This window comes from Pseudoalteromonas porphyrae, assembly GCF_001298125.1.
GTDB classification, from domain to species: domain Bacteria; phylum Pseudomonadota; class Gammaproteobacteria; order Enterobacterales; family Alteromonadaceae; genus Pseudoalteromonas; species Pseudoalteromonas neustonica.
On sequence record NZ_LHPH01000005.1, the window covers coordinates 216,791 to 243,013 of the forward strand.

Annotated in this window: 22 protein-coding genes; 14 read left to right on the forward strand and 8 right to left on the reverse strand. The window is 41.7% G+C overall.

Annotation, left to right across the window (positions count from 1 at the left end; genetic code table 11):
- The first annotated feature begins 33 nt into the window (after positions 1 to 33).
- The 5 genes from ADS77_RS06585 (at position 34) to ADS77_RS06605 (ending at position 5,797) form a co-directional block, all read left to right on the forward strand.
- Complete coding sequence (locus ADS77_RS06585; RefSeq protein WP_054453479.1) at positions 34 to 1,488, forward strand: circularly permuted type 2 ATP-grasp protein; 1,455 nt, start codon at positions 34 to 36, stop codon at positions 1,486 to 1,488.
- A 1-nt stretch (position 1,489) separates the two neighbouring features.
- A complete protein-coding gene (locus ADS77_RS06590) occupies positions 1,490 to 2,413 on the forward strand; it encodes an alpha-E domain-containing protein (RefSeq protein WP_054453481.1) in 924 nt (307 codons plus the stop codon).
- A gap of 239 nt (positions 2,414 to 2,652) precedes the next feature.
- Positions 2,653 to 3,030 carry a BlaI/MecI/CopY family transcriptional regulator gene (locus ADS77_RS06595; RefSeq protein WP_054203656.1) on the forward strand — a complete coding sequence of 126 codons (378 nt, stop codon included), beginning with the start codon at positions 2,653 to 2,655 and terminating at the stop codon, positions 3,028 to 3,030.
- 4 nt (positions 3,031 to 3,034) lie between these two features.
- Complete coding sequence (locus ADS77_RS06600) at positions 3,035 to 4,441, forward strand: M23/M56 family metallopeptidase (RefSeq protein WP_054453483.1); 1,407 nt, start codon at positions 3,035 to 3,037, stop codon at positions 4,439 to 4,441.
- 69 nt (positions 4,442 to 4,510) lie between these two features.
- Positions 4,511 to 5,797 (forward strand): M23 family metallopeptidase, encoded by a 1,287-nt coding sequence (locus ADS77_RS06605; protein ID WP_054453486.1) that lies wholly within the window; start codon positions 4,511 to 4,513, stop codon positions 5,795 to 5,797.
- Positions 5,798 to 5,929: 132 nt separating this feature from the next.
- Here ADS77_RS06605 and ADS77_RS06610 read toward each other — a convergent pair whose 3' ends face one another.
- The 8 genes from ADS77_RS06610 to ADS77_RS06645 form a co-directional block, all read right to left on the reverse strand.
- Positions 5,930 to 6,586, reverse strand: coding sequence for a 3-oxoacid CoA-transferase subunit B (locus ADS77_RS06610; RefSeq protein WP_054453488.1), 657 nt, complete (start codon positions 6,584 to 6,586; stop codon positions 5,930 to 5,932).
- Positions 6,587 to 6,598: 12 nt separating this feature from the next.
- A complete protein-coding gene (locus ADS77_RS06615) occupies positions 6,599 to 7,297 on the reverse strand; it encodes a CoA transferase subunit A (protein ID WP_054203660.1) in 699 nt (232 codons plus the stop codon).
- A 57-nt stretch (positions 7,298 to 7,354) separates the two neighbouring features.
- Positions 7,355 to 8,263, reverse strand: coding sequence for a hydroxymethylglutaryl-CoA lyase (locus ADS77_RS06620; protein WP_054453492.1), 909 nt, complete (start codon positions 8,261 to 8,263; stop codon positions 7,355 to 7,357).
- Positions 8,256 to 10,232, reverse strand: coding sequence for an acetyl/propionyl/methylcrotonyl-CoA carboxylase subunit alpha (locus tag ADS77_RS06625; protein ID WP_054453495.1), 1,977 nt, complete (start codon positions 10,230 to 10,232; stop codon positions 8,256 to 8,258). Before ADS77_RS06625 ends, ADS77_RS06620 begins: the two co-directional genes overlap by 8 nt.
- 8 nt (positions 10,233 to 10,240) lie before the next feature.
- Complete coding sequence (locus ADS77_RS06630) at positions 10,241 to 11,011, reverse strand: enoyl-CoA hydratase/isomerase family protein (RefSeq protein ID WP_054203663.1); 771 nt, start codon at positions 11,009 to 11,011, stop codon at positions 10,241 to 10,243.
- Positions 11,012 to 11,021: 10 nt separating this feature from the next.
- Positions 11,022 to 12,641 (reverse strand): carboxyl transferase domain-containing protein, encoded by a 1,620-nt coding sequence (locus ADS77_RS06635; RefSeq protein ID WP_054203664.1) that lies wholly within the window; start codon positions 12,639 to 12,641, stop codon positions 11,022 to 11,024.
- An 11-nt stretch (positions 12,642 to 12,652) separates the two neighbouring features.
- Positions 12,653 to 13,828: an isovaleryl-CoA dehydrogenase gene (locus ADS77_RS06640; protein ID WP_054203665.1), complete on the reverse strand. Its 1,176-nt coding sequence runs from the start codon at positions 13,826 to 13,828 to the stop codon at positions 12,653 to 12,655.
- 64 nt (positions 13,829 to 13,892) lie between these two features.
- Entirely contained in the window at positions 13,893 to 14,327 is a 435-nt protein-coding gene (locus ADS77_RS06645; protein ID WP_054203666.1) for a MerR family transcriptional regulator, read from the reverse strand.
- A gap of 329 nt (positions 14,328 to 14,656) precedes the next feature.
- Between ADS77_RS06645 and ADS77_RS06650 the strand changes: the two genes are divergently transcribed.
- The 9 genes from ADS77_RS06650 to ADS77_RS06690 all read left to right on the forward strand — a co-directional run bounded on the left by ADS77_RS06650 (position 14,657) and on the right by ADS77_RS06690 (position 26,028).
- Positions 14,657 to 15,838 carry a thiolase family protein gene (locus ADS77_RS06650; protein WP_054453499.1) on the forward strand — a complete coding sequence of 394 codons (1,182 nt, stop codon included), beginning with the start codon at positions 14,657 to 14,659 and terminating at the stop codon, positions 15,836 to 15,838.
- Positions 15,839 to 15,928: 90 nt separating this feature from the next.
- Positions 15,929 to 17,419 carry a CoA-acylating methylmalonate-semialdehyde dehydrogenase gene (locus tag ADS77_RS06655; RefSeq protein ID WP_054453504.1) on the forward strand — a complete coding sequence of 497 codons (1,491 nt, stop codon included), beginning with the start codon at positions 15,929 to 15,931 and terminating at the stop codon, positions 17,417 to 17,419.
- Positions 17,420 to 17,538: 119 nt separating this feature from the next.
- Positions 17,539 to 18,696, forward strand: coding sequence for an acyl-CoA dehydrogenase family protein (locus ADS77_RS06660; RefSeq protein WP_054453506.1), 1,158 nt, complete (start codon positions 17,539 to 17,541; stop codon positions 18,694 to 18,696).
- A 10-nt stretch (positions 18,697 to 18,706) separates the two neighbouring features.
- Positions 18,707 to 19,486 (forward strand): enoyl-CoA hydratase, encoded by a 780-nt coding sequence (locus ADS77_RS06665; protein ID WP_054203670.1) that lies wholly within the window; start codon positions 18,707 to 18,709, stop codon positions 19,484 to 19,486.
- Positions 19,486 to 20,631 (forward strand): enoyl-CoA hydratase/isomerase family protein, encoded by a 1,146-nt coding sequence (locus tag ADS77_RS06670; protein WP_054453508.1) that lies wholly within the window; start codon positions 19,486 to 19,488, stop codon positions 20,629 to 20,631. Before ADS77_RS06665 ends, ADS77_RS06670 begins: the two co-directional genes overlap by 1 nt.
- A gap of 4 nt (positions 20,632 to 20,635) precedes the next feature.
- Positions 20,636 to 21,526, forward strand: coding sequence for a 3-hydroxyisobutyrate dehydrogenase (gene mmsB, locus ADS77_RS06675; protein WP_054453511.1), 891 nt, complete (start codon positions 20,636 to 20,638; stop codon positions 21,524 to 21,526).
- Positions 21,527 to 21,529: 3 nt separating this feature from the next.
- Entirely contained in the window at positions 21,530 to 22,291 is a 762-nt protein-coding gene (locus ADS77_RS06680) for an SDR family oxidoreductase (RefSeq protein WP_054453513.1), read from the forward strand.
- 426 nt (positions 22,292 to 22,717) lie between these two features.
- Complete coding sequence (locus ADS77_RS06685) at positions 22,718 to 23,569, forward strand: HDOD domain-containing protein (RefSeq protein ID WP_054203674.1); 852 nt, start codon at positions 22,718 to 22,720, stop codon at positions 23,567 to 23,569.
- A gap of 611 nt (positions 23,570 to 24,180) precedes the next feature.
- Positions 24,181 to 26,028, forward strand: coding sequence for a protein kinase domain-containing protein (locus ADS77_RS06690; RefSeq protein WP_054453515.1), 1,848 nt, complete (start codon positions 24,181 to 24,183; stop codon positions 26,026 to 26,028).
- Positions 26,029 to 26,223 lie beyond the last annotated feature (195 nt).

Consider the following 26,223-nt stretch of genomic DNA (forward strand, 5'->3'; position numbering starts at 1 on the left):
CGTCATAGTAATGATGGATAAGGTGAGTAGTGTATGAAAATTGATTGGAAAGAGTACCAAACAAATGGTTTTTTTGATGAATTAATTGATGCCAAAGGAAATATCAGAACACACGGAAAACAATTAGCGCAATTCTTCTCGAGTTTATCGGCGGAAGAGCTGGTCAAAGCCAGGGCAGTTGCTGATTTAGCCATCAAAGAAATGGGCATTACTTTCACTGTTTACAATGAAGGTAACATGATCGATAGAGCATGGCCGTTTGATATCATTCCTCGTACTATTGGCAAAAAAGAATGGCAAAGTGTTGAGACTGGTTTAAAGCAGCGTGTTGAAGCACTTAATCTATTTATAGATGATTTATACCACGATCAAAAAATAATAAAAGACGGTATTTTCCCCAAAGGTTTATTAGAAAAATCGGTGAATTTTCGTAAGCAATGTGTTGGTATTAATCCGCCAAATAAAATATGGGCGCATATTTGTGGCTCAGATCTAGTACGTGATGGCAATGGCACCATGTATGTATTGGAGGATAACCTGCGTGTTCCGTCTGGGGTTTCTTATATGCTGGAAAATCGCTCTGTTATGAAGCGCGTATTTCCTGAGCTATTTGAAGAAGTGTCTATTTTACCTGTAGATGATTACCCTTCTCAGTTATTTGATATGTTAGCTGCCATGTCTCCTCGCCCAGATGATAAACCGGAGGTAGTTGTATTAACCCCGGGGGTGTTTAATTCGGCTTACTTTGAGCATTGTTACCTTGCCCAAGAGATGGGGTGTGAATTAGTTGAAGGGCGCGATCTCGTTGTTGAAAAAGACGACTGTGTATATATGAGAACAATAACAGGACTTCAACGAGTAGATGTAATTTATCGCCGTATAGATGACTTGTTTTTAGACCCAGAAGCCTTTTTACCAGAGTCTCAACTCGGCGTTGCTGGCTTAATGCGTGCTTGGTCTAAAGGCAATGTGGCTTTAGTTAATGCGCCAGGTGCAGGTGTTGCTGATGATAAGGTTGTTTATGCCTATGTTCCTGAGATGATTAAATATTACTTAGGAGAAGAAGCTAAAATTGCTAATGTACCTACATTTAAATGCCTTGATCCTAAAGAGTGTGATCATGTTATTAAAAATATAGACAAACTTGTTGTAAAACCTGCCAATGAATCAGGTGGCTACGGATTGTTGATTGGTCCCAAATCAACCAAGCAAGAGCAAGAAGCGTGCATCGCGCAAATCAAAGCAGATCCTCGCAACTGGGTCGCACAACCAACATTAGATTTATCAACGGTTCCGACATTTGATGATAATCAACCAGATGGTCGACATGTAGATTTAAGACCGTTTATTTTATCATCAGGAAAAGACACTCAAGTTACAACGGGTGGTTTAACGCGAGTTGCAATGGTTAAGGGATCGCTCGTGGTGAATTCATCACAAGGTGGTGGCAGTAAAGACACGTGGATAGTTGACGAAGAGGCTAAATAATATGTTATCAAGAGTAGGTGAAACTTTATACTGGGTATCTCGTTACATTGAACGTGCAGAAAATATTGCCCGTCTTATCAATGTTAATAATTTACTAATGATGGACTTACCCAAAGGTGTTTGCACTGGTTGGGAACCGCTTATCGATATTATTGGTGTACGTAAAAACTATCAAGAAAACCATACTGATTTTTCTGATCAACATGCTTTAAAATATTTGCTAGTGGGACGTGACAATAGTTCATCAATTCTTAACTCTATCAGTTCGGCACGAGAAAGTGCTCGTACTATTCGAGATGTAATGCCAAGAGATGTATGGGAAGCGATAAATTCACTGTACTACTATGTCAAAGATAATCAAAACGAAGGCTTAACAAAGCGTGGTCGTTTTAATTACTTAAAAGAGATCATTGAGGCTGCCCACCAAATATTTGGTGCATTGGATGCGACGATTAACCATGATCAGGGTTATATTTTTATACGATTTGGTTCACTGATAGAGCGTGCAGATATGACTTCCAGAATATTGGATATTCGCTCGGCGACGCTTATAACAAATGAAGAAGAAGTAAAACCGTACGAAAATATTCAATGGATCAGCCTATTGCGCTCACTCAGCGCATACCAAATGTACCGCCAAGAAATGGGTGTTCGAGTACAACGTTCAGATGTTATTGAATTTGTCATGCTAAGCAAAGTGTTTCCGCGATCAATTTTATTTTGTATGAATGAATTAAAAACGTTAATTCAACAGCTACCTAATTCAGCTGATATTATTAAATCAATTGATAAAGCAACAGGCGAACTGGCCAGCGACGATGTACGTGCGTTAAAAAATGGCTTACTCCACGATTTTATTGATGAAATACAAATTAACTTAGCCGATATCCATAATGGCTTAGCAGAGACATATTTTTTAAAGTAGTGACTACTTAAGGGAACTGCGCAAATTTCAAGGCTATTTAACCTGAACTAAAGAGAAGTTAATGCTCTAGCTCAGGTTAAATAGATTTTTAAACACCTCGACTCATCAGCACTATAAATCCCAAAATGATAACGCGTTATCTGTTTGTCATATTTAATGTGACAATTGTCGCAGTTTTCACTTGCCTTTGTGTGACTTATGTCGCAGTATAATTAGAATTGTGAATTTATAGGTGGTTTATGCAACCAACAGCGCCAGAATTAGAAATTTTAAAGCAACTTTGGTACAAGCAACCACGTACTGCCAGAGAGCTTCATGATCATATTGCACCACTTTATGATTGGAGTTACTCATCAACTCGAAAAACCTTAGAGCGAATGGGGGAAAAAAAATTCATCTATAGTGAAGCACAAGGAAATAAGCGAATCTACTTTGCAAAGCTCGATAAAATGACGACGTTAGCACGTATCACAAAAGATTTCGCGACACGTGTACTTGAGCTCGATGGACCGCTTCCTATAGCGATGTTTGCGGACAGCAAATTGATAAGTAACACCGAGATTGATGATTTAGAAAAATTGCTAAACGATTTACAGCAGCCAGTAAAGGGAGAGTAAACGAATGAGTGTTTATGGGTTGCTAAGCACTTTTATAATCCCATTACTGGTGTGCTTTATAAGCAGTGCGGTGTTAGCAGGGTTAAGTGTATTGGTAAAAAAACATGCCAAAAGTGTTTACGAGTGGTCAAGGTTTTGGCTGTTACTCGCGGGACTTTCATTACTGCCTATACTGCCGTTGTCAATATTAGCAATTGATACGGTTATACCTGTGGCACTGCTGCAAAGTATTGAAGGTGCATCGCCCATGTTAGTAGGAACACATGCTAATTTTGATACAGTAGAGATACACAACAATGTGTTTGTTAATAGTGTTTACTGTGTATTTGGTATTTTATTATGTTCATTTTTATACGGTTTTTACACTTTTATTAAAGGAGTGGTTGCAATAAAACGCGTGATAAATAATGCTAAAAATATTACCAATCTCAGTATTTTTTCAATTAACCAACAAGCTTTTATTATGAAAAAGCATATAAATATCAAAGTAAGTGAAATAAACCATTCACCATTTGTATTTGGCTTGTTTTCCCATGTACTTGTATTACCCAATACAATTGAGAAAATGTCACCTGTGCAGCAGCAACTCTTGTTAGAGCATGAACTAATGCACATACATCGTAATGACAATCGCACTGTACTATTGTTTCGGCTTATCTGTTGTGTATTTTGGTTTAACCCTTTTATAAAATGGTTTGAACGACGGTTTTTAATGGCCATGGAATTAAACTGTGACGCAGCTGTATTGGCAAAAAATCCAGATCATAAAATGGATTATGCGAAAACATTATTGGTTAGCTTAAGGTTAAACAAAGCGATTATCCCACAAGCCAGCAGCTCTTTCTTTGGCGATCCTCTAGGGAGTAAAGCCGAATTTGAACAACGGATCCGAGCTGCCATGTTGGATCAACCCCGATTTAGATTTAAAATACAGAATGTATTTATCCTGCTGTGCTTTTGCGTTATATCGTCAGGTTTTATGGTGTTTGCACAATCGCCAAATATGACTGTCAATGAAGAGAAAGGGTTTAACCCTGTAATGACAGGTTGGATCAGCTCTGATTTTGATGATGTAAATAGTTTTCGTGGCGATAAACCCCATCAAGGCATTGATTTTGCTGCGCTCACAGGTACAAATATTATTGCAAGCTTTAGTGGCAAAGTGATTATTGCTGATAATACGAGTCTGCACAAAAATTACGGCACTGTGATTCTAATTGAGCACAATGATCGTAAACAATCTCTGTATGCGCATTTAAGTGCCCTTAATGTTAAAACTGGCCAGGTGGTTAAATCAGGCGATGTAATTGGCAAGGTAGGGCAAACAGGGCGCACAACGGGGCCTCATCTACATTTTGAGCTATTAGAAAATAATCAACGTCTCAATCCCAATTTATATTTAAACCTGTAGCGCTTTAATAATGATTACCTCAGGGCATGCCCTGGGGATCACTGCGCCCAAAATTTAATAGAGAGAATTATGAAAAGCTTTATTTTTATATGCTTGGTACTTTTTTGTGCCTGTACTGATCCCAGTATTAATCGCGTACCTGAGAAGAGTTGCTGCACAGCACACAGCGATAAATCAGTGAATAATTACAACGTGAATAACAATCGAGAAAAATTGCTCGTTAAAACAACTATGCAGACAATAGCGCTTGCCAAAGGGCAAACATTGGCACATTTACTCACGCCTTATGGTTTAACTGCGCAAGAAATTTGGCAAATAGCAGAGCAACTAGAGCCAGTCTATCCAGCCAATAAATTACGCGTAGGTGAACAGTTTACTGTGTATCTTGAGCAAGGGGTTCTACAAAAAGTGACTTTTTTTGCTGCGTTTGAAAAGCGTATTGTGATAGAAAAGCAAGCTGTAAACTGGCAAGTTACAACCCAAAAGTTGGCAACCACAACTGCCACCATTTATGTAGCTGCACGTGTTGAAACGAGCTTATACAACAGTGCCTTAGAAAATAATATACCGGTGAATGTGATCCAACAGTTTATACTTTTGTATTCGTATACGGTCGATTTTCAACGTGAGCTGCGCAGTGGCGACCAATTCGCTGTTATTTATAAACAACACGCTTTAGTGGAAAATCCAGCGATAACGAAACTTGCAAGTATTGAATTCACAAAATTAGTATTAGGTAATAAAACCTCTCGTTTATACGCCTTTACTGATAAACAAGGTAACAATGACTTTTATAATGATGCAGGGCGTAAAATGGGTAGTTTTTTAATGAAAACCCCATTAGATGGGGCGCGATTATCATCTTACTTTGGTAAACGAAAGCACCCTGTATTAGGTTATACGCGTATTCATAAGGGCATTGATTTTGGAGCCCCGATTGGGACACCTATCTTTGCTGCAGGGAAAGGTGTTATCACCAAAGCTGGCCGAGAAGGATCTTTTGGTAACGTAGTAAAAATAAAACATGCAAGGGGTTATCTGACTTTATATGCGCACCTTAACGGGTTTGCAAAGGGAATTAAAAAGGGCGTGCATGTAAAACAAGGGCAAACAATCGGCTATTTAGGCAATACCGGACTCAGTCAAGCTAGGCATCTGCATTATGAAATACATAAGCATGGGCGCGCAATCGATCCGCTTCGCATTAAAGACAGTGGCGGTGAAACACTAAAAGATAAAAGCTTGTCCGCTTTTCTTACCACTAAAAAAACGCTTGATGAGTTAATCGACTTGTATGAACAGTCAGCGCCCCCTCGTTTGGCAGATAAATATGAGAATCATCATATCAGTGAATAGTCATTAGTTTTAAGCATTACGAACTTGTAAAAATTAATAGGCAAAAAAAATCCCTCTTGCGAGGGATTTTGGGTAACTCAGCGCCATTGGCACTGGGAATGAGGTCGGTACAGAGTGAAATTAAGAGTTAGTTTAAAAAACCATCTCTGGGATTTCACCATCAACAAGTAATTTACCTGCTGTTTTACTAATAATTTCATCGACAGATACGCCAGGTGCGCGTTCTAGCAGATGAAAAGCGCCGTCTCTAACTTCAAGTACGGCTAAATCTGTTACTATTTTCTTTACACAATTAACGCCAGTTAAAGGTAATGAGCAACTTTCTAAAAGTTTTGAATCTCCATGCTTACTTGCATGAGTCATAGTAACGATAATATTTTTTGCACCAGCGACAAGGTCCATCGCGCCGCCCATGCCTTTAATCAGCTTTTTTGGGATCATCCACGATGCTATGCTGCCGTTCTGGTCAACTTCAAATGCACCTAAGACTGTTAAGTCTACATGACCACCACGGATCATTGCAAAACTATCTGCACTATTAAATATGGCCGCACCTTTGGCTGCTGTCACGGTTTCTTTACCCGCGTTGATCATATCTGCGTCAAGTTCTGCTTTTGTTGGGTATTGACCCATGCCGAGTAAGCCATTTTCAGACTGTAACATCACTTCAATATGATCTGGTACATAGTTAGCTACCAAAGTAGGAATACCAATACCGAGATTGACGTAATAACCGTCTTGTAGTTCTTGTGCAACGCGCATTGCGACTTGTTCACGTGATAATGCCATGATTATTGCTCCTTAATCGCGAGTGGTTACACGTTCAATGCGTTTTTCAAAGCTGCCTTTGATCACGCGATTAACAAAAATACCAGGGGTATGAATTTGGCTTGGCTCAAGTTCACCTGGTTCAACAATTTCTTCAACCTCAGCGACGGTTATTTTACCCGCTGTTGCGGCCATTGGGTTAAAATTCATGGCAGTGTGGCGAAATACTAAATTACCATAGCGGTCTGCTTTCCATGCTTTAACAATAGCAAATTCACCGGTAATTGATTCTTCTAGTATATAAGGACGGCCATTAAATTCTTTAACGTCTTTGCCTTCGGCTACAGGCGTACCATAACCAGTGGCTGTATAAAACGCGGGGATACCAGCACCGCCAGCACGCATTTTTTCTGCAAGTGTGCCTTGAGGTGTTAGTTCTACGTCTATTTCACCGCTTAATAATTGTTGTTCGAATAGGGCGTTTTCACCCACGTAGGAAGCAATAATTTTTTTAATTTGTTTGTCATGCAATAATAAGCCTAAACCAAAATCGTCTACACCACAGTTATTAGACACAACGGTCAAGTCGGTGGTTTTTTTACGTTTGATTTCGCTAATTAGCCCTTCAGGGATCCCGCATAAACCAAAACCACCAGCGATAATAGTATCGCCATCTTTTAAGCCTTCCATTGCAGCTTCATAACTTGAAACTACTTTATCGAAACCGGCCATGGGCCCACTCCTCATTTTATTAATATGACTGCTGATCAACGTGTTAAATATAGACTATTAATCAGTAGTTTGATTTTTAAGTGCCAAGGAAACCTTGCTCACAGGTTGTTTATTTAATGCCGTACAAATTGCCCAACCAGCTTGAGCTAGCCTTTGTAAATCAATACCATGGTTTATGCCAAGCCCTTGGAGTAAGTAAATTACATCTTCGGTGGCAACATTTCCTGACGCTCCCTTTGCATAAGGGCAGCCACCAAGGCCTGCAACTGCACTGTCAACCGTTGCTATACCTCGTTTTAGGGCAGTGTAAATATTTGTGAGCGCTTGTCCGTAAGTGTCGTGAAAATGAACAGCCAACAACGATTTGTCAATGTGTGCTAATAATACATCTAACAGCTCGTCCACTTTTTTAGCTGTGCCAATACCAATGGTGTCGCCTAGGCTTACTTCGTAACAACCAAGGGCTAATAGCTTTTGGCTTACTTCAAGTACACGTTGTGGGTCTATATCACCCTCATACGGGCAGCCAAGTACACAACTTACATACCCACGCACACGAATATTATGTGCTTTGGCAAACGCCATTACATCTTCAAAGCGGGCAATACTTTCGTCAATCGAGCAGTTAATATTTTTTTGGCAAAATGCTTCGCTTGCGGCAGTAAATATAGCAAATTCTTTAATACCTACCGCATGCGCGGCTGCTGCGCCTTTTAAATTGGGCGTAAGCGCGGTTAAATTTGTATTAGGTAACGTAAGCGCGCTTATTACTTCACTTGAGTCTGCCATTTGCGGCACCCATTTGGGTGATACAAACGCCCCGGCTTCTATATCAGTAATACCCGCATCAGCAAGGGCTGTAATAAGCTTTATTTTATCTTGGGTGCTTACAGCGCTTTCGTTTTGTAAACCATCACGTGCGCCCACTTCAACAATGCGAACATGGCTTGGGAGTGTGTTATTCATCTGCTGAGCTCTCATCGGTGACAATTGCCAATAAGGCCCCATGGCTAACCAATGCGCCTTCAGCAAAACAATAACTCTGTAACACGCCATCATGCGGGGCGGTGAGGGTGTATTCCATTTTCATTGCTTCGATGATAACCACAGCGTCACCTTTAGTGACTGCGCTACCAATGTCAATTAGGTGCTTAACGACAGTGCCATTGAGCGGCGCTGCAAGTGGCAGAGCATCACTTTCGTGCTCGCTCACATAATGTTTGTCTATTACATCAAACGTGCTTTGTAGCGCTTTGTACATCACTGTAATTACATTGTCAGTGTTTACAACATGACATGTGTGCTTATCGCCATTAATAAACATGCTGCATCCGCTATTTTCAATGCTGCCGGAGGTTGTATAGTCAACTCCGTCAATCGTGATTATAAAGCCGTTTTGCTGTGGGGTTGCAGTTATAATATGATCAGAAAACGGGATGTTAATTGCCGCTTTTATGTTGAGTTTAAAGCCAGAAAGACGATCCCATGGGCTGCTATTGGCTATATTATTTAAGCCAGATAAATAACTAAATGCCGCGATTACGGTACTCATCAAACGTTGCTTGTTATCAACTGTAAGTAAGGTGTCACCTTGCTCTTCAATAAAATGCGTATCTGGCGCACCTTGTTTGAAAGTGGCGTGATCAGCAAGGTTATGTAAGAAGCTTACATTGCAGCTAAAGCCCGCTAAATGGAATTGCTCAAGTGCTGTTCTTAATCGTGCTAATGCGTGTTCACGGGTGTCATCATGAACAATTAATTTAGCGATCATAGGGTCATAAAAAGGGCTTATTTCATCCCCTTGTAAAATACCGGTATCAATACGTACATATTCAGATTGAGCTGGTATATACAAGCCATTAATCGTGCCAGAGCAGGGGATAAAGTCATTACTTGGATCTTCTGCGTAAATACGCGCTTCAAAACTGTGACCTTGTAACTGGATGTCATCTTGCGCAAGTGGTAATGCTTTACCAGCGGCGACGTTTATTTGCCAATTGACTAGATCAACACCGGTCACCATTTCTGTCACTGGGTGTTCGACTTGCAGGCGGGTGTTCATTTCCATAAAAAAGAATTCATCGCCACACAGCAAAAACTCAACAGTACCCGCACCACGATAATTAATCGCAAGGGCGCATCGAACAGCGGCTTCCCCCATTTCCTTACGTAGTTCATCAGATAAACCAGGCGCAGGGGCTTCTTCGATCACTTTTTGGTGGCGACGTTGCAATGAACAATCACGATCGCCTAAATACACACAGTTACCGTGGTTATCTGCAAAAATTTGTACTTCAACATGGCGCGGTTTGTTTACGTAACGCTCAAGTAACACTAAGTCGTTACCAAAGCCAGCAATTGCTTCACGTTGTGCGCCTTGCAAAGCACTGATAAAGTCTTTTGCTTGCTCTACAACACGCATGCCTTTACCGCCGCCGCCAAAGGCTGCTTTGATTAGTACTGGGTAGCCAATTTTTTCAGCTTCTGCTTGCAAAAAGGCCGGATCTTGTTTATCTCCATAGTAACCAGGCACCAAGGGCACATTGGCCGCTGCCATAATTTCTTTAGCACGGGTTTTTGAACCCATGGCTTCAATGCTGCTGGCTGGTGGGCCAATAAAGGCAATATTATTTGCTTCGCAAGCTTTTGCAAACTCACTGTTTTCAGATAAAAACCCGTAACCTGGGTGTATACAATCAGCGCCAGCAGCCAGCGCTACTTGCATAATTTTATCAGCGACTAAATAGGAGTCTTTACTTGGCGCTGCACCAATATGGTATGCTTCGTCGGCAAGCTTTACATGTTGTGAATTTTTGTCGGCATCTGAATAAACCGCAACAGTGGTTAAACCCATTTGTTTTGCAGTTCGCATCACACGGCATGCAATTTCGCCGCGATTAGCAATAAGAATTTTTTGTAATGATTGTGTGCTCATGGGGATCCCTATTTTTGCCAATTTGGCGGGCGTTTTTCAAAAAAGGCAGTAAGCCCTTCTTGGCCTTCTTCAGATACGCGTATTTCAGCAATGCGCTCAGCAGTTAAGTTTACAATTTGACCATTAATTTCGTGCCCGGCAACATCGTTAATTAATTGTTTGGCAGCACGTACGGCAACAGGACCGTTATTGATCAATGTTTCAAGTAGCTGATCAAGGGCGCATTCAAGTTTGCCCGTTACTTGATGTATTAAGCCTAGCTGTTTGGCTGTGTGTGCATCAAAAATCTCTGCGGTTAAAAAGTACCGTCTTGCAGCGCGTTCGCCAATCGCTCTTATTACATAAGGGCTAATGACCGCAGGTATTAGGCCGAGTTTAACTTCGCTTAAACAAAATTGTGCGTTGTCTTGGCAAATGGCAATATCGCAACAGGCAATTAAACCCAGTGCGCCACCAAAAGCGGCACCTTGCACGGCACAGACTGTGGGCAGTGGACTACTTGCTAATACATGCATAAGTTTGGCAAGTTGTTTTGAGTCAGCAAGATTTTCAGCAAAGTCATTATCTGCCATCGACTTCATCCAATTGAGATCCGCACCAGCCGAGAAGTGCTCGCCCTCGGTTTTTAAAACCAACGCGCGCACGTCTAAGGTATTGGCGTGTTCAATACATTGAATTAGCTCTTGGATTACTTGCTCGTTAAAGGCGTTGCGCTTTTCAGGGCGACTTAAAACGAGGACAGCCACATTTGATTTAGTTATTTGTAGTGTTACTGACATACTCACTTCCTTACATTCTAAATACGCCGAATTGCGAATCACGTTTAGGTGCATTAGCTGCTGCGCTTAGCGCTAAGCCAAGCACATTGCGCGTATCAGCGGGGTCAATAATACCGTCATCCCACAAACGGGCGCTGGCATAATACGGATGACCTTGCTGCTCATATTGATCAATAATGGGCTTTTTAAACTCAGTAACTTGCTCATCAGTCATGCTTTGGCCTTTACGCGCTAAACCATCTTGTTTAACTTGTGCCATTACACCTGCAGCTTGTTCGCCGCCCATGACCGAAATACGGGCATTTGGCCACATCCACATCATGGTAGGTTCAAATGCGCGGCCACACATACCATAGTTACCAGCGCCATAAGAGCCACCAATTAAAACGGTAAATTTTGGTACATCAGCACATGATACCGCCATCACCATTTTAGCGCCGTGTTTAGCAATACCTTCTGCTTCGTATTTTTTACCCACCATAAAACCGGTGATATTTTGTAAAAATACGAGGGGGATATTGCGTTGGGCACACAGTTGAATAAAGTGTGCGCCTTTTTGGGCTGACTCACTAAATAAAATGCCGTTGTTAGCAACAATGCCAACAGGGTGTCCATAAATTTTCGCAAAACCAGTCACTAATGTGTCACCAAAGTAACGTTTAAATTCATCAAATGATGAGTCATCCACAGTGCGGGCGATTACTTCGCGTACATCGAAGGGCTTTTTCAGATCAGTCCCGACGATGCCGTATAGCTCGCTAATGTCGTAACGTGGCGCTTTTACTTTATTGAGCGCATCATCCAATAATGGTGAAGTAGGGCGTTGATAGTTAATGCGTTCAATACATTGGCGCGCAATTGATAGCGCATGAGCATCGTTTTCAGCGTAATGGTCAGCCACGCCAGATGTTTTACAGTGCACGTCAGCGCCACCAAGTTCCTCGGCTGTTACCTCTTCACCAGTGGCCGCTTTAACGAGCGGCGGGCCGGCTAAAAATATAGTGCCTTGCTCTTTTACGATAATGCTTTCATCAGCCATGGCGGGTACATATGCACCACCTGCGGTACATAAGCCCATAACCACAGCAATCTGCGGGATACCTTTTCCAGACATACGGGCTTGATTGTAAAAAATACGACCAAAATGCAGTTTATCTGGGAATACATCGTCTTGCTCTGGCAGGTTTGCACCACCTGAGTCAACCAAATAAATACAGGGTAAATGACAACGCTCAGCAATATCTTGCGCGCGTAGGTGTTTTTTTACTGTTAGCGGGAAATACGTTCCGCCTTTGACTGTGGCGTCATTGGCGATGATCATACATTCAACGCCTTTTACGCGGCCAATACCGGCAACAACACCCGCACACGGAATGGCTTGTTCATATACACCAAAGGCTGCAAATTGTGAAATTTCTAAAAAGGGTGAGCCTTCATCAATTAATGTGCTAATACGTTCACGAACAAACATTTTACCGCGACCTTCATGGCGCTCAATAAGAGCAAGGCCGCCACCTTGGCTAATTTCGCTTACTTTATCGCGTAAATCATCAACCAGCGCAGCCATGTTTTTATGGTTTTGTAAAAACTGCGGATCGTGGGGGTTAACGCTTGATTTTAAAATAGTCATCGCGTTTATCCTTAACGGCTTTCAGTGAATAATTCGCGGCCGATTAACATGCGGCGAATTTCAGACGTACCTGCACCAATTTCGTACAGTTTTGCGTCACGTAATAGACGTCCAGCTGCGTATTCATTAATGTAGCCATTGCCACCGAGGATTTGAATGGCATCTAATGCCATTTTGGTTGCCAGCTCTGCGGCATATAAAATTGCACCAGCAGCATCTTTACGGGTTGTTTCACCACGATCACACGAACGCGCTACTGTATATACGTATGAACGAGCTGCATTCATTTGTGTATACATGTCGGCAATTTTACCTTGAATCAGTTGGAATTGACCAATAGGTGTATCAAACTGTTTACGTTCATGAATATACGGTACAACGATGTCCATACAGGCTTGCATTATGCCCAGTGGGCCTGCTGCAAGTACTACGCGCTCGTAATCAAGGCCGCTCATGAGTACTTTAACGCCTTCATTTAAATTACCAAGGATGTTTTCTTCTGGCACTTCGCAGTTTTCGAAAACCAGTTCACAAGTGTTTGAACCACGCATGCCCAGTTTGTCGAGTTTTTGCGCCGTAGAAAAACCAGGGAAGTTACTTTCAACAATAAATGCGGTAATGCCTTTAGCGCCTGCGGTTAAATCAGTTTTTGCGTAGATGACTAAAGTATGGGCATCAGGGCCGTTAGTGATCCACATTTTATTGCCGTTTAAAATGTACTTATCGCCTTTTTTCTCAGCTTTAAGCTTCATTGATACGACATCAGAGCCAGCATTAGGCTCACTCATCGCCAGCGCACCAATATGTTCACCACTAATTAATTTAGGTAGGTATTTTTCTTTTTGCGCTTGCGAGCCATTACGATTAATTTGATTAACACACAAGTTTGAATGAGCACCGTAGCTTAGGCCAATAGACGCGCTGGCGCGGCTTATTTCTTCCATCGCGATTACGTGTTCTAAATAACCAAGGCCCGCACCACCTAACTCTTCAGATACTGTCATACCTAACAAACCCATTTCGCCTAATTGTGGCCAAAGCTGGTTAGGAAACGCGTTATCAAGATCGGTTTTCTCTGCTAAAGGGGCAATTTCTTGGCTGGCAAAGCTATTAACATGATCGCGGATCATATCGGCTGTTTCGCCTAGGCCAAAGTTCATTTCTTTATATAGTGAAATAGTGCTCATGATTCATTCCTGTGTGAGAGACTGTTAATGAATAGTCATTTAATCGTTATAGTTTAAAGCTCTTTTATTCATCTAATTTATTTAAGGTATCGCGGCAACGACGCTCTGCGGTGACTAATTCCATCAAGACTACTTTAATGTCATCCATTTGTTGGCTTAAATCAGCTTTTTTATCTGAAATTAAGTCAAGCATAGTCACTAACTGCTTAGCGCTGGATTTATCTGCATCATAAAGTTCAAACAAACGGCCTGTTTCAGCCAAAGTAAAACCTAAACGCTTACCACGTAAAATAAGTTTTAAACGCACTTTGTCGCGTTTTGAATAAATACGGGTTTGGCCATTACGCTCAGGTGAAATTAAGCCCTGATCTTCATAAAAGCGAATTGAGCGGGTGGTTATATCAAACTCTTTAGCCAGTTCACTGATACTAAAAGTTTGTTCATTACTTGCAGGCTCTGCGGCAGAACTTGCAAAATTTGTTTGATTATCTTGATTCATAGTGTTTTTACCTCATTCGAATAACTCCAATATAAGTGAAGTTTACGTAAAGGTAAAGTGGATTGTAGAACTTATACTTTAGACTAATATAATGTGCAGTGTATTGAAGGCAGTTATCAGTTATAGCAGGGGTTGAGGCTACACTGTTTGTATTAATCTACAGAAAAATAAAGATATGTTTACACTTTTGTTGAGCGTATAAATCTTGATTTTAGATTTACGTTGGCGTAAACGTAAATATTATGTATGCTCATAAGCAGATTATAAATACAGTGTTTGGCTTATCGCTCACACATGAATATTGCCAATTATAAAATGGAGCCTTTTTTATGACTACCGAAGCCGTTGTTATTGTAGCAGCAAAACGTACCCCGATGGGTGGTTTTATGGGTGCCCTTAGCGGTGCAGATGCCACTGAGTTAGGTGCAACAGCCATTGCCAGCGCGCTTGCTGATACGGGATTAAGCGATAATGCTATTGATGAAGTCATTATGGGCTGTGTATTGCCAGCCGGTTTAGGCCAAGCACCCGCACGTCAAGCCATGTTAAAAGCAGGCCTTGCGCGTAGCACGGGTGCTACCACAATTAATAAAGTATGTGGGTCAGGTTTAAAAGCGGCGATGCTCGCGCATGATTTAATTAAAGCGGGTTCAATTAATAGCGCGATTGCAGGTGGCATGGAAAGCATGACTAATTCGCCGTATTTTATACCAAAGGCACGCGGCGGTATGCGTATGGGTCACGGTGAAATTAAAGATCACATGATGAGTGATGGCCTAGAAGACGCCTACGATAATAAAGCGATGGGCTGTTTTGCTCAAGATACTGCTGATGAATACGGTATTGGCCGTGAACAAATGGATGCGTTTGCACTTAACTCGCTTAGTAAAGCCAATGCAGCGATTGCAAATGGTGATTTTGATAGCGAAGTTGCACCGCATACTATGAGTAGCCGTAAAGGTGACGTGACAGTTAGTATTGACGAACAACCAGGTAATGCACGCCCAGAAAAAATCCCAAGTCTACGTGCTGCATTCAAAAAAGACGGTACTATTACTGCTGCAAATTCATCGTCAATCTCTGACGGTGGCGCTGCACTTATCTTGATGAGTGAATCACATGCTAAAGCACAAGGGCTTACGCCACTGTGTCGTATTGTAGCGCACAGCACACACTCACAAAAACCAAGTGAATTCACACTTGCGCCTGTTGGCGCTATGAATAGCTTACTTGAAAAAGCAGGCTGGACAACGAACGACGTTGACCTTTGGGAAATTAATGAAGCCTTTGCCATGGTGACTATGCTTGCCATCAACGAGTTAAAACTTGATGAAAGCAAAGTTAACGTTAATGGCGGTGCCTGTGCACTGGGTCATCCTATTGGTGCCAGCGGTGCGCGTATTTTAGTTACCCTTATTCATGCACTTAAAAATCGTGGTCTTAAGAAAGGCGTTGCCTCTTTATGTATTGGTGGCGGTGAAGCGGTAGCCTTAGCAGTCGAAACACTCTAATTTTTAAAAAACTTAAACTCTCACAGCCGCAGGCTCTTTTAATAATAACTACTGCGGCTTAACCAATTACCCTCTGGGGAGGAGTGCGTTATGCACCAAGTACCATTACTGATCAACGGCGAATTTATTCAATCAACATCAGATCAACTTATTGATGTTGTTAATCCAGCAAACCAAGAAGTGTTAGCGCAAGTTCCGTGTGCTACAGACGCAGAAATGGCTGCAGCGATTACATCAGCTAAAGACACCTTTAAAACGTGGAAAGACGTACCAATCACTGAGCGTGCGCGCATTATGATGAAATACGCTGCGTTATTAAAAGAGCATCATGACGAATTAGCGACCATCATTTGTCATGAGCTTGGTAAAACGTTTGAAGATGCTAAAGGTGATGTTTGGCGCGGTATTGAAGTGGTTGAGCAAGCAGCGAATGCACCCTCATTAATGATGGGTGAGACGATGGAGAATGTGGCACGTAAAATCGACACTTATTCATATATGCAACCACTGGGTGTATGCGCAGGTATTACGCCATTTAACTTCCCTGCAATGATCCCACTGTGGATGTTTCCACTGGCGATTGTGTGCGGTAACACCTTTATTTTAAAACCGTCTGAACAAGATCCACTAACGCCTATGCGTTTAGCCGAGCTGTTTATTGAGGCGGGCGCGCCAAAAGGCGTCTTGCAAGTGGTACATGGTACTAAGCCACAGGTCGATCGTTTATTAGAAGATCCAGCCGTTCGCGCAATCTCATTTGTGGGTTCTTGTGGTGTGGGTGAATACATTTACTCAAAAGGCACTGCAAATTTAAAACGTGTACAAGCCTGTGTTGGTGCAAAAAATCACATGGTGATCATGCCGGATGCTAGTCGTTCGCACGTGGTAAATAATCTCGTTGGTGCCTCTGTTGGTGCTGCAGGTCAGCGCTGTATGGGAATTTCAGTGGCAGTATTCGTTGGTCAAGCAAAAGACTGGGTTGACGACATTAAAGCAGGTTTTGCTAATGTTCGTCCAGGTGTATGGGATGATAAAGATGCGGCATACGGCCCGCAAACATCACCGGCTGCCAAAGCGCGTATTTTATCATTGATTGCCCAAGGTAAAGAACAAGGTGCAACGTGTTTAATTGATGGTTCTGACTTTACTGTTGTAGGTTCTGAGCAAGGCAACTGGGTAGGACCTACCTTATTTACTGATGTAACGACTGACATGGATTTATACAAAGAAGAAATCTTTGGTCCTGTACTGGCATGTATGTTTGTTGATTCACTAGATGAAGCCATTGCACTTATTAATGATTCGCCATTTGGTAACGGCACGTCGTTATTTACCTCAAGTGGCGCTGTTGCGCGTAAGTTCCAACACGAAATTGAAGTAGGGCAAGTAGGTATTAACGTGCCAATTCCTGTGCCACTGCCGTTCTTCTCATTTACTGGTTGGAAAGGTTCTTTTTACGGTGACACGCATACTTACGGTAAACAAGGCATTCGTTTTTACACTGAAACTAAAACCATTACCTCACGCTGGTTTGAAGACGATATTGCGTCAGGCCCCAATATGAGTATCAACCTTAAGTAATTAATTTAACTTACTCCACATAATAAAAAAGAGGGGCGCGAAGGCGGGCACATTTTTAGCCTTCGCTGCTCTTCACGAATAGATTTTACCGACAACAAATTATAAATAAGAGGCCTGCTATGGACTTTAATTTAACTGAAGATCAACAAGCATTTGCACAAACTGCTCGCCAATTCGCTGAATCAGAACTCGCTCCACACGCAGCAAAGTGGGACCGTGAACATATTTTTCCTAAAGACACCATTAAAGCCGCAGGTCAGTTAGGGTTTTGTGGTCTTTATACGCCAGAGGAAGCCGGTGGTTTAGGTTTATCGCGTTTAGATTCAAGCATTATTTTTGAACAGCTTGCGATGGGCTGTACAGCAACCACTGCGATGTTGACCATTCATAATATGGCCACTTGGATGATCGCAAGTTTTGGAACTGAGCAAACTAAAGAGCAATATTGTGACCAACTGGTAATGGGCGAGTTACTAGCGTCTTACTGTTTAACAGAGCCAGGCTCTGGGTCAGATGCTGCATCATTGAAAACCAAAGCGGTGCGTGATGGCGACGAATACGTGATCAACGGCTCAAAAATGTTTATCTCTGGCGCGGGTGAAACCGAAGTATTGGTAGTCATGGCACGTACTGGCGGTGATGGCGCTGCCGGTATTTCTGCTTTTGTAGTCCCTGCTGATACTAAAGGTATTGAATATGGCAAAGCTGAAGAAAAAATGGGCTGGAATGCACAACCTACACGCTTAATTAGTTTTGAAGATGTACGCATACCCGCACACAACTTATTAGGCGCTGAGGGAGAAGGCTTTAAATTTGCAATGCAAGGCCTAGATGGCGGACGCATCAACATTGCAACCTGCTCAATTGGCACTGCCCAAGCCGCACTACAAACAGCCCGTGAATATTTAAAAGAACGCGAGCAATTTGGTAAACCACTGGCTGCGTTTCAAGCACTGCAATTTAAAATAGCCGATATGAATACTGAACTTGTTGCAGCGCGCCAAATGGTGCGATTAGCAGCGTTTAAGCTCGACTCAGGCGACAGTGAAAAAACCACTTATTGCGCCATGGCAAAACGTTTTGCCACCGATGTAGGCTTTACAGTGTGTAATGATGCATTACAAATTCATGGTGGCTACGGTTATATCAAAGAATACCCACTTGAGCGCCATGTACGAGATGTACGCGTTCATCAAATTCTTGAAGGTACTAACGAAATTATGCGGGTGATTATTGCTCGTCGTATTTTAGCGCAATCAGCAGCCGATATTCTATAAGGAACGCGAAATGTCAAACCCAAGTATTGATTTAACCATTGAAGGCCACGTAGCGATTTTAACCATGTCTAACCCGCCAGCGAATACCTGGACTAAAGACACCTTGATAGCCTTAAAAGACACGGTAAATGAGCTAAACGATAATAAAAACGTCTATTCATTAGTGATCACTGGTGAAGGTGAAAAGTTTTTTAGTGCGGGCGCTGACTTAAATGTATTCGCAGGTGGTGATAAAGGCGTAGCAGCGACCATGTCGCAGGTATTTGGCGAAGCATTTGAAGCATTAACAGCGTTTAGAGGTGTATCAATTGCTGCAATTAATGGCTATGCCATGGGGGGCGGTTTAGAAGTGGCTTTGGCGTGTGATATTCGTATAGCGGAAGAGCAAGCACAAATGGCATTGCCAGAGGCCAAAGTTGGCTTACTGCCGTGTGCTGGTGGCACACAAAACCTTGCTTGGCTTGTTGGTGAAGGCTGGGCAAAACGGATGATTTTGTGTGGCGAGCGCTTAAAAGCGGATAAAGCCCTGCAAATAGGTTTAGTCGAAGAAGTGGTACCACAAGGTGAAAGCTTTTCCGCAGCACTTAAACTTGCTAACCAAGTAGCCGATCAAAGCCCTGTTGCTGTAAGCGCTTGTAAAACGTTGATACAAAAAGGTCGCACTCAACCCATGGCGCATGCATTACCACTCGAACGCGAGTTGTTTGTTGGTTTGTTTGATACAGAAGATCAGCAAGAAGGGGTTAACGCCTTTTTAGAAAAACGTAAGGCAAATTGGGTGAACGGCTAATGGTTGAGTTAACGCTATTAAACACACAGGATGCCCCCGTCGTTTTTGAAACAGCGCGTGCAGAAAATGGCTCGTTGATTGGCTTTGCAACACTCAACGCTCCTAAATCGTTAAACGCCCTCAATTTTGACATGATCAAACTATTAGAGCCGCAGCTAATTGCATGGGCAGATGATAGTAATATTGCCATGGTTATACTCAAAGGTGCAGGGGAGAAAGCCTTTTGTGCTGGCGGTGATGTAGTTAGCTTACATAACGCAATGAAAACTGGCGAGCCTGCCAACTTAATTGAAGATTTTTTTACCCAAGAGTATCGTCTTGATCATTTAATCCATTGTTACGACAAACCGATTTTGGTGTGGGGTAACGGGATTGTAATGGGCGGTGGCCTTGGTTTAATGGCGGGTGCTAGCCACCGTGTTGTGACCGAAACATCCCGTATTGCCATGCCAGAATTAACAATTGGTTTATACCCTGATGTAGGCGGAAGTTACTTTTTACATAAAATGCCCCAGCATGTTGGCTTGTTTTTAGGGCTAACCGCAGCGTCTATTAATTGCGATGATGCGATGTTTGTATCGTTGGCTGATCACTACGTTAAAGCTGATAAGTACGACAGTATGATTGATCAACTCGCTGCGATTAAGTGGGGAAAAACAGCTGCGTTAAATCATGATAAACTCACTACATTACTAACCGAGCTTGATAACATATCCGGGCGCATGCCAAAAGGAAATGTAAAAGCTAATTTAGCGACTATTCAAAAACTCGCTGAGTTTACAGATTTAAAAGAGAAAGTTAATTACATTTTAAACCTAGACACTGATGACGTTTGGATTACACGTGCGCAAAAATCATTAAAGCATGGTTGCCCATTAAGTTGTGCTCTAGTTGAGCGCCAACTTGCTAACTCAAAAGGTAAAAGCTTAGGCGAGTGTTTTCAAATGGAATTGGCTATGTCGGTTCGCTGTGGTGAAGTCGGTGAATTTCAAGAGGGTATCCGCGCGTTACTGATTGATAAAGACGGTGCACCCAACTGGCAATTTAAAACAATTGAGCAATTACCTGCGCAATTAATTGAGAGTTTCTTTACTGCTCGCTGGGATAATGACTCGCATCCACTTAAACAACTTACACAAGGATAATGATATGTCACTTTCTATCGGTTTTATTGGTTTAGGAAATATGGGCGGCCCTATGGCTGCAAACCTTGTTAAAGCAGGCCATCAGGTTAAGGTGTTTGATTTAAACCAATCGGTCGTAAATCAACTTGCCGAGCAGGGCGCGATTGAAGCGACAGACGCCAAACACTGTGCAAGTGATGTTGATGTGTTGATCAGTATGCTCCCTGCGAGTAAGCACGTTAAATCACTGTACTTAGGTGAGACTGGCCTTGTACATATTTTAGCAAAATCGACCTTAGTAATAGATTGCTCGACCATTGATGCTGCATCGGCGCGTGAAGTAGGGGCTGAACTTAGTGAACATGGCATTGCTTTTGTAGATGCGCCGGTATCGGGTGGAGTTGCAGGTGCAACAGCAGGCACACTGACCTTTATTGTAGGCGGTGCTGATGATCACTTTGCTAAAGCACAACCTGTACTTGCTGATATGGGTAAAAATATTTTTCATGCTGGAGATATCGGTGCGGGGCAAGTCGCAAAAATCTGTAATAACATGCTACTGAGCATTTTAATGGCAGGTACCAGCGAAGCAATTCAAATGGGTATTAATAATGGTCTAGATCCAAAAGTACTGAGCGATATTATGACGGCAAGCTCGGGTCGCAACTGGACGCTTGAACTTTACAACCCGTGTCCAGGCGTAATGGACACAGCTCCCGCAAGTAACAATTATAAACCGGGCTTTATGGTTGATTTAATGGCAAAAGATTTAGGCCTTGCGATGGAAGCAGCGCAGCAAAGTAATTCATCAACCCCAATGGGGTCAATGGCAAAAAATCTTTATACTATGTTGCAGCATCAAGGTGCTGGCAGTGATGATTTTAGTGCCATATTTAAATTATTCTCAAAGGAGTAACAGGTGGAAATTAAAAACAACACCGTAGTGATCACCGGCGGCGCACAAGGCTTAGGCTTTGCAATGGCGCATAAATTTGCTCAGTTAGGCGCTAACATTGCCTTGATTGATATGCAGCAAGACTTACTTGATGCAGCAGTGGCTGAACTTGAGGGGCATGGCACTACTGTAAAAGCATACGTTACCAATGTAACGGATGAAGACGCCATAGTGAGTACGTTTAATACAATCAACAATGATTTTGGTCATATTGGGGTATTAATTAATAATGCCGGTATTTTACGCGATGGTATGTTTATCAAAGCCAAAGAAGGCAAAGTGGTTGCTAAAATGGCACTTGATCAATTTAAGTCAGTAATTGATGTGAACTTAACCGGTGTGTTTTTAGCGGGCCGTGAAGCTGCGTGTCACATGATTGAGTCGGGCAAAGGTGGCGTGATTGTAAATATGTCCAGTGTTGCTCGTGCTGGAAATATTGGTCAAACTAACTATGCAGCATCTAAAGCGGGTGTTGTTGCTATGACTACAGGCTGGGCTAAAGAACTTGGCCGTTTTGGTATTCGAGTGGGTGCTATTGCGCCAGGTGTTATTCGCACAGCAATGACCGACGCCATGAAACCAGAGGCAAAGCAGCGCATGTTAGCAGTAACGCCGGTTGGGCGTTTTGGTGAAGCGGAGGAAATTGCCCATACTGCGCAGTACATTATCGAAAACGACTTTTTCACCGGTCGCGTTGTAGAAATTGATGGTGGTATACGCTTGTAAAGCTAAGCAAGCAATAGTTATTATTACACGGTAAGCCTTGGCTTGCCGTTTTTTTAAGGCAGTAGCTAATACCAATCGGCTTAAAAATTTAACCATTCTAGCGGACTAAATAAAGCGCTAACTGCGTTAGTAATTTTTCATGTACGACTGCATGTCAAAATTTCTACCTTGTTATCACTGTATTTATCTTTCGCTATAAATGGTCATTAACTTAACACGATTGGTACAAATATACTCGCGATTCAAATTGACTGTGTGTATGTACAGTGTTTTGTTTGGGAGCCATGCTAATGCTACTAATCATGTATTTATTTGCTGTATTTATACATTTAAAGCCAATTTGCCATTGTCTCGATCACCTTCTAATATTAATACTCTATTTGTTCTTCGGTATTATTTAATAATCGACTTTGGGATTTAATATATATGATAGAAATTAATGAACAAATATTAACAGATATAAACAGAAATTTTATTATCCCACCAAAACCGCAAATACTCAGTGATTTACAAAATTTAGCAGCACTAGATGATGCTTCTATTGCTGATGCAGCAGATGTTGTTGTTAAAGACTTAGCGATTTCATCAGCGATACTAAAAATTATAAATTCCCCCGCCTATGGTCTATCTCGTACTGTCTCAGATATTAAGCAAGCCGTTATGTTTCTTGGTTGGGATGGTGTTAACGCGCTGGTACAAGGGCTTAAATTAAAGCATATGTTCGCTGCAGAAAATAGCTGTATCAGTTTAGAGCGATTTTGGGACACATCGACAGAAATAGCTAATGTAAATATGATGATTGGTCAGCGATTTAAGAAGCAAATAGCCATTGAATCTTTGTACACTTTAGGTCTTTTTCATGATTGCGGTGTTCCGCCAATGGCTATTAAATACGATAGCTACTTAAAAGCACTTCATTTATCTAACCAATCCGGTAAAGAAAGTATCACTGAGATTGAAGAGCGTTTATACAATACAAACCATGCGATTGTTGGGTATTATTTTGCAAACAGTTGGCACTTACCAAAAGAGATATGTAAATTAATACTCAACCACCATGACTTGAGTATTCTAGACGATGTTACAGACAGTGATATGCAAATTAGCTTTGCAATCCTTAAGATGTCAGAGAATTTAGTCAACTTAGTTAAGCGGGGGACCCCCTTAACTGAATGGAATACAATTGAGGTGAAAGCACTTGATGTTTTACATATGAATGATGATGAGTACGTTGATCTACAAGAGGATGTAATTGATTATTTAAACAGCGAGCACTAGGGCGTGTTGACCTTTGTGGATTGAAATTTGTTCAATCTAGGGGCGATTTAATCGCGGCGCGAGGTTTGTAACCTAGCGGGTTAAGTAAAAACCGAGCAAAGCTTCCGCGTCCTGCTCGCGCCCCTTACCTACATCCATGTAGGTAACAAAGAGTCAATCGCCCCTAGGAAGAACCCTTTGGGCAGCGCATGTTTGGCATTTATACTGCGTTATCGCCTATTTATGGGGAACAACCACACACCATAGGCGCTGCCTTGCCTAAATACCAAACAGACTGCTGCAAAATAAATCACGAAAGGTCAACACGCCCTAGCTGTTTAAATACCAGTTAATTAGGTTTATATACTATATTGACTCTCTTAATAAAGCCTGCATAAAATACTTAGCTACACCTTACAAAACCAAGCTAACACCTTTAAGTCTCACTAAGGGTGGTTTGCTATTTTGCTCGATTACATACGTCATGTCTTGATTTGCTCACTGAGCTGAATGATTTTTAATCTGCTGTGCCAGCAGGTGCTAAATAGTCGTGGGGTTTTCTTGTAATTCAATGCTATAAAAAGAATAATTGAGCTCATAACGTATCAAAAACCACATTATTGAGATATTCAGTGAAAGCCAAAGAAATCCGTAATTTTTACATCAATGAAGAGCAGTCTGTGTATTTGCTTTCGCATCATGATGCTAAAAAACATCGCCAATGGCTTAATATCTGTATAAAACAGCTTACCTTACTTGGTTATTCTGATGTAGAAATGATTGGCTCTGGCGCATTTGGCTTTGTGTTTGCAGGACTAGATGACAAAAAACAACCTTGGGTTTTCAAATTTTCTCGTATTACACTCGCTCAAAGTGTGCGTGATAGGCTTGAAGATGAAGCGTATATGCTTTCTCAGGTTGATAACCCACTAGTACCGAAATTTTATGCTTTTGAGAGAATAAAAAAGCAAGGGATCCTAATGATGGCCCGCGCTTTAGGAGAAGACTTAGAAAAGGTATCACTAAAACGAGGGCGTTTTAGTGCTGCTGCAATTACAGATCTTGCGCTTAAATTACGTAATGTATTAATTGATCTACGTAATCAAAAAAATGGGCTAACGCCTCAGCCTATAGTTCATGGTGATATCAAGCCTTCTAACTTAGTGTGGGATGAAGCTAACCAAGGATTATCGCTGGTGGATTGGGGGAGTTCTGTGTATGCCCAAGTCGACAGTGCGGGTAACCCGATAGCCAGTAATTTTATGGATCTAATGTCTGGTGATTTAAGTACTACAAATGCGCGAATGGGGGATGTGTACTTTATAGGTGATGAGCAAATGTCAGGTGCCAAATCATCCCCACGATTTGATGAACAAGGGGTGGCTTCTACCTTATATGCACTGGCTTCTGCACAGTCATGCCGGTTTGGCGCTCAAGTTATTCCTGCAAGTTCATTAGGATTACCTATAGAGCTTGCTAAAGTAATTGATGGCATGCTGTCAAAAGACAAAGCAATACGCGATCGCGCGGGTGATTATTTTATACGCAATATGCCAAGTATGGCAAAAGCATATTTACCGCCAGTAACTTTAAATAAAGAGCTAAGAGCACATATTCCATTTTGGTACGGCAGTGATAATGAGCACCCAGATACAGTTGTTTACAGCTCACGAAAACAATTTTTGCGCCAAGCAGATCATAATCAGCAATTATTAGATGTAAACGATGCCCAACTTGATCGCTATTATAAAGAGTTTCTATTTGATACTGGTGATACTGAAAAAGCATTTTTAGCATCAATTAGTCGATTAGCGAAATATCCCGCAGTAGGAGGTTTAAGCTTTCATTGGAAAGAAGACTCGTTGTATGTGGAATCATCTTTAATTATGCATGATAAGAGTTTAGGTCATGCATTCACGCAAGCTATTAATAATACGGTGATGCTAGCGCAAGGTATAAGCCAAAAAGGATTATTTAAGTGTTGCCTGTTTGATGCACGTAAGACGATTCAATTAGAGCGAGATGGCACCGGTGCATTTAAATTTGAACAACTTCCTGAACTTGATTATGAAGTTATGAATTTAAAAAGTTCAGATGTAACGAGACCGCATTCTTATTTTGAAGATGGTAAAGATCCTGATGAGCAATTAAAACTGCCAAATAAAGTGATAAAATGTGTATTTGAGCTTAATCAGATCCATCATACGGGGTGTATTATTTTTGAAGCTCTACCAGATCGAATGAAAATACATCATTACTATCGTTTATTGGATGCAAGCAAAGAAACTGAATTTAAACGGCTGTTAAATAAATTGATGCAATATGCGGTGGGGATTATAGACGTAGGAGTTGCTGGCTTTATGAAGTTACCGTATAAAAATACTCGAGAGTTTTCATTATGTGATCAACAGTCTGAACTTTACTTCCCAAAAGATCCAAAACGTTTTGACAGTGATGCCACTGACCCAAAAGATAACTAAGGGGTGCCCTAGGGTTAATTAAAAAATATAATAGTGTAGGTTAACTTCAACTCACTAAGTGACTCGTAATAATTTATTATAATAAAGATCTTAAAACCTTATTTGAAATACAGTTGATGAGCCTTCGCATTCTAGTGACTTATCCAATGCCTCACCTAAATCAGAACTTTGAAAGTGCCAAACTCTACCATTATC

Excerpts from the sequence above, each read along its gene's own strand:
- ADS77_RS06585 (WP_054453479.1), top strand. The coding sequence starts at position 34 with ATGAAAATTGATTGGAAAGAGTACCAAACAAATGGTTTTTTTGATGAA.
- ADS77_RS06590 (WP_054453481.1), top strand. The coding sequence starts at position 1,490 with ATGTTATCAAGAGTAGGTGAAACTTTATACTGGGTATCTCGTTACATT.
- ADS77_RS06595 (WP_054203656.1), top strand. The coding sequence starts at position 2,653 with ATGCAACCAACAGCGCCAGAATTAGAAATTTTAAAGCAACTTTGGTAC.
- ADS77_RS06600 (WP_054453483.1), top strand. The coding sequence starts at position 3,035 with ATGAGTGTTTATGGGTTGCTAAGCACTTTTATAATCCCATTACTGGTG.
- ADS77_RS06605 (WP_054453486.1), top strand. The coding sequence starts at position 4,511 with ATGAAAAGCTTTATTTTTATATGCTTGGTACTTTTTTGTGCCTGTACT.
- ADS77_RS06610 (WP_054453488.1), bottom strand. The coding sequence starts at position 6,586 with ATGGCATTATCACGTGAACAAGTCGCAATGCGCGTTGCACAAGAACTA.
- ADS77_RS06615 (WP_054203660.1), bottom strand. The coding sequence starts at position 7,297 with ATGGCCGGTTTCGATAAAGTAGTTTCAAGTTATGAAGCTGCAATGGAA.
- ADS77_RS06620 (WP_054453492.1), bottom strand. The coding sequence starts at position 8,263 with ATGAATAACACACTCCCAAGCCATGTTCGCATTGTTGAAGTGGGCGCA.
- ADS77_RS06625 (WP_054453495.1), bottom strand. The coding sequence starts at position 10,232 with ATGAGCACACAATCATTACAAAAAATTCTTATTGCTAATCGCGGCGAA.
- ADS77_RS06630 (WP_054203663.1), bottom strand. The coding sequence starts at position 11,011 with ATGTCAGTAACACTACAAATAACTAAATCAAATGTGGCTGTCCTCGTT.
- ADS77_RS06635 (WP_054203664.1), bottom strand. The coding sequence starts at position 12,641 with ATGACTATTTTAAAATCAAGCGTTAACCCCCACGATCCGCAGTTTTTA.
- ADS77_RS06640 (WP_054203665.1), bottom strand. The coding sequence starts at position 13,828 with ATGAGCACTATTTCACTATATAAAGAAATGAACTTTGGCCTAGGCGAA.
- ADS77_RS06645 (WP_054203666.1), bottom strand. The coding sequence starts at position 14,327 with ATGAATCAAGATAATCAAACAAATTTTGCAAGTTCTGCCGCAGAGCCT.
- ADS77_RS06650 (WP_054453499.1), top strand. The coding sequence starts at position 14,657 with ATGACTACCGAAGCCGTTGTTATTGTAGCAGCAAAACGTACCCCGATG.
- ADS77_RS06655 (WP_054453504.1), top strand. The coding sequence starts at position 15,929 with ATGCACCAAGTACCATTACTGATCAACGGCGAATTTATTCAATCAACA.
- ADS77_RS06660 (WP_054453506.1), top strand. The coding sequence starts at position 17,539 with ATGGACTTTAATTTAACTGAAGATCAACAAGCATTTGCACAAACTGCT.
- ADS77_RS06665 (WP_054203670.1), top strand. The coding sequence starts at position 18,707 with ATGTCAAACCCAAGTATTGATTTAACCATTGAAGGCCACGTAGCGATT.
- ADS77_RS06670 (WP_054453508.1), top strand. The coding sequence starts at position 19,486 with ATGGTTGAGTTAACGCTATTAAACACACAGGATGCCCCCGTCGTTTTT.
- mmsB (WP_054453511.1), top strand. The coding sequence starts at position 20,636 with ATGTCACTTTCTATCGGTTTTATTGGTTTAGGAAATATGGGCGGCCCT.
- ADS77_RS06685 (WP_054203674.1), top strand. The coding sequence starts at position 22,718 with ATGATAGAAATTAATGAACAAATATTAACAGATATAAACAGAAATTTT.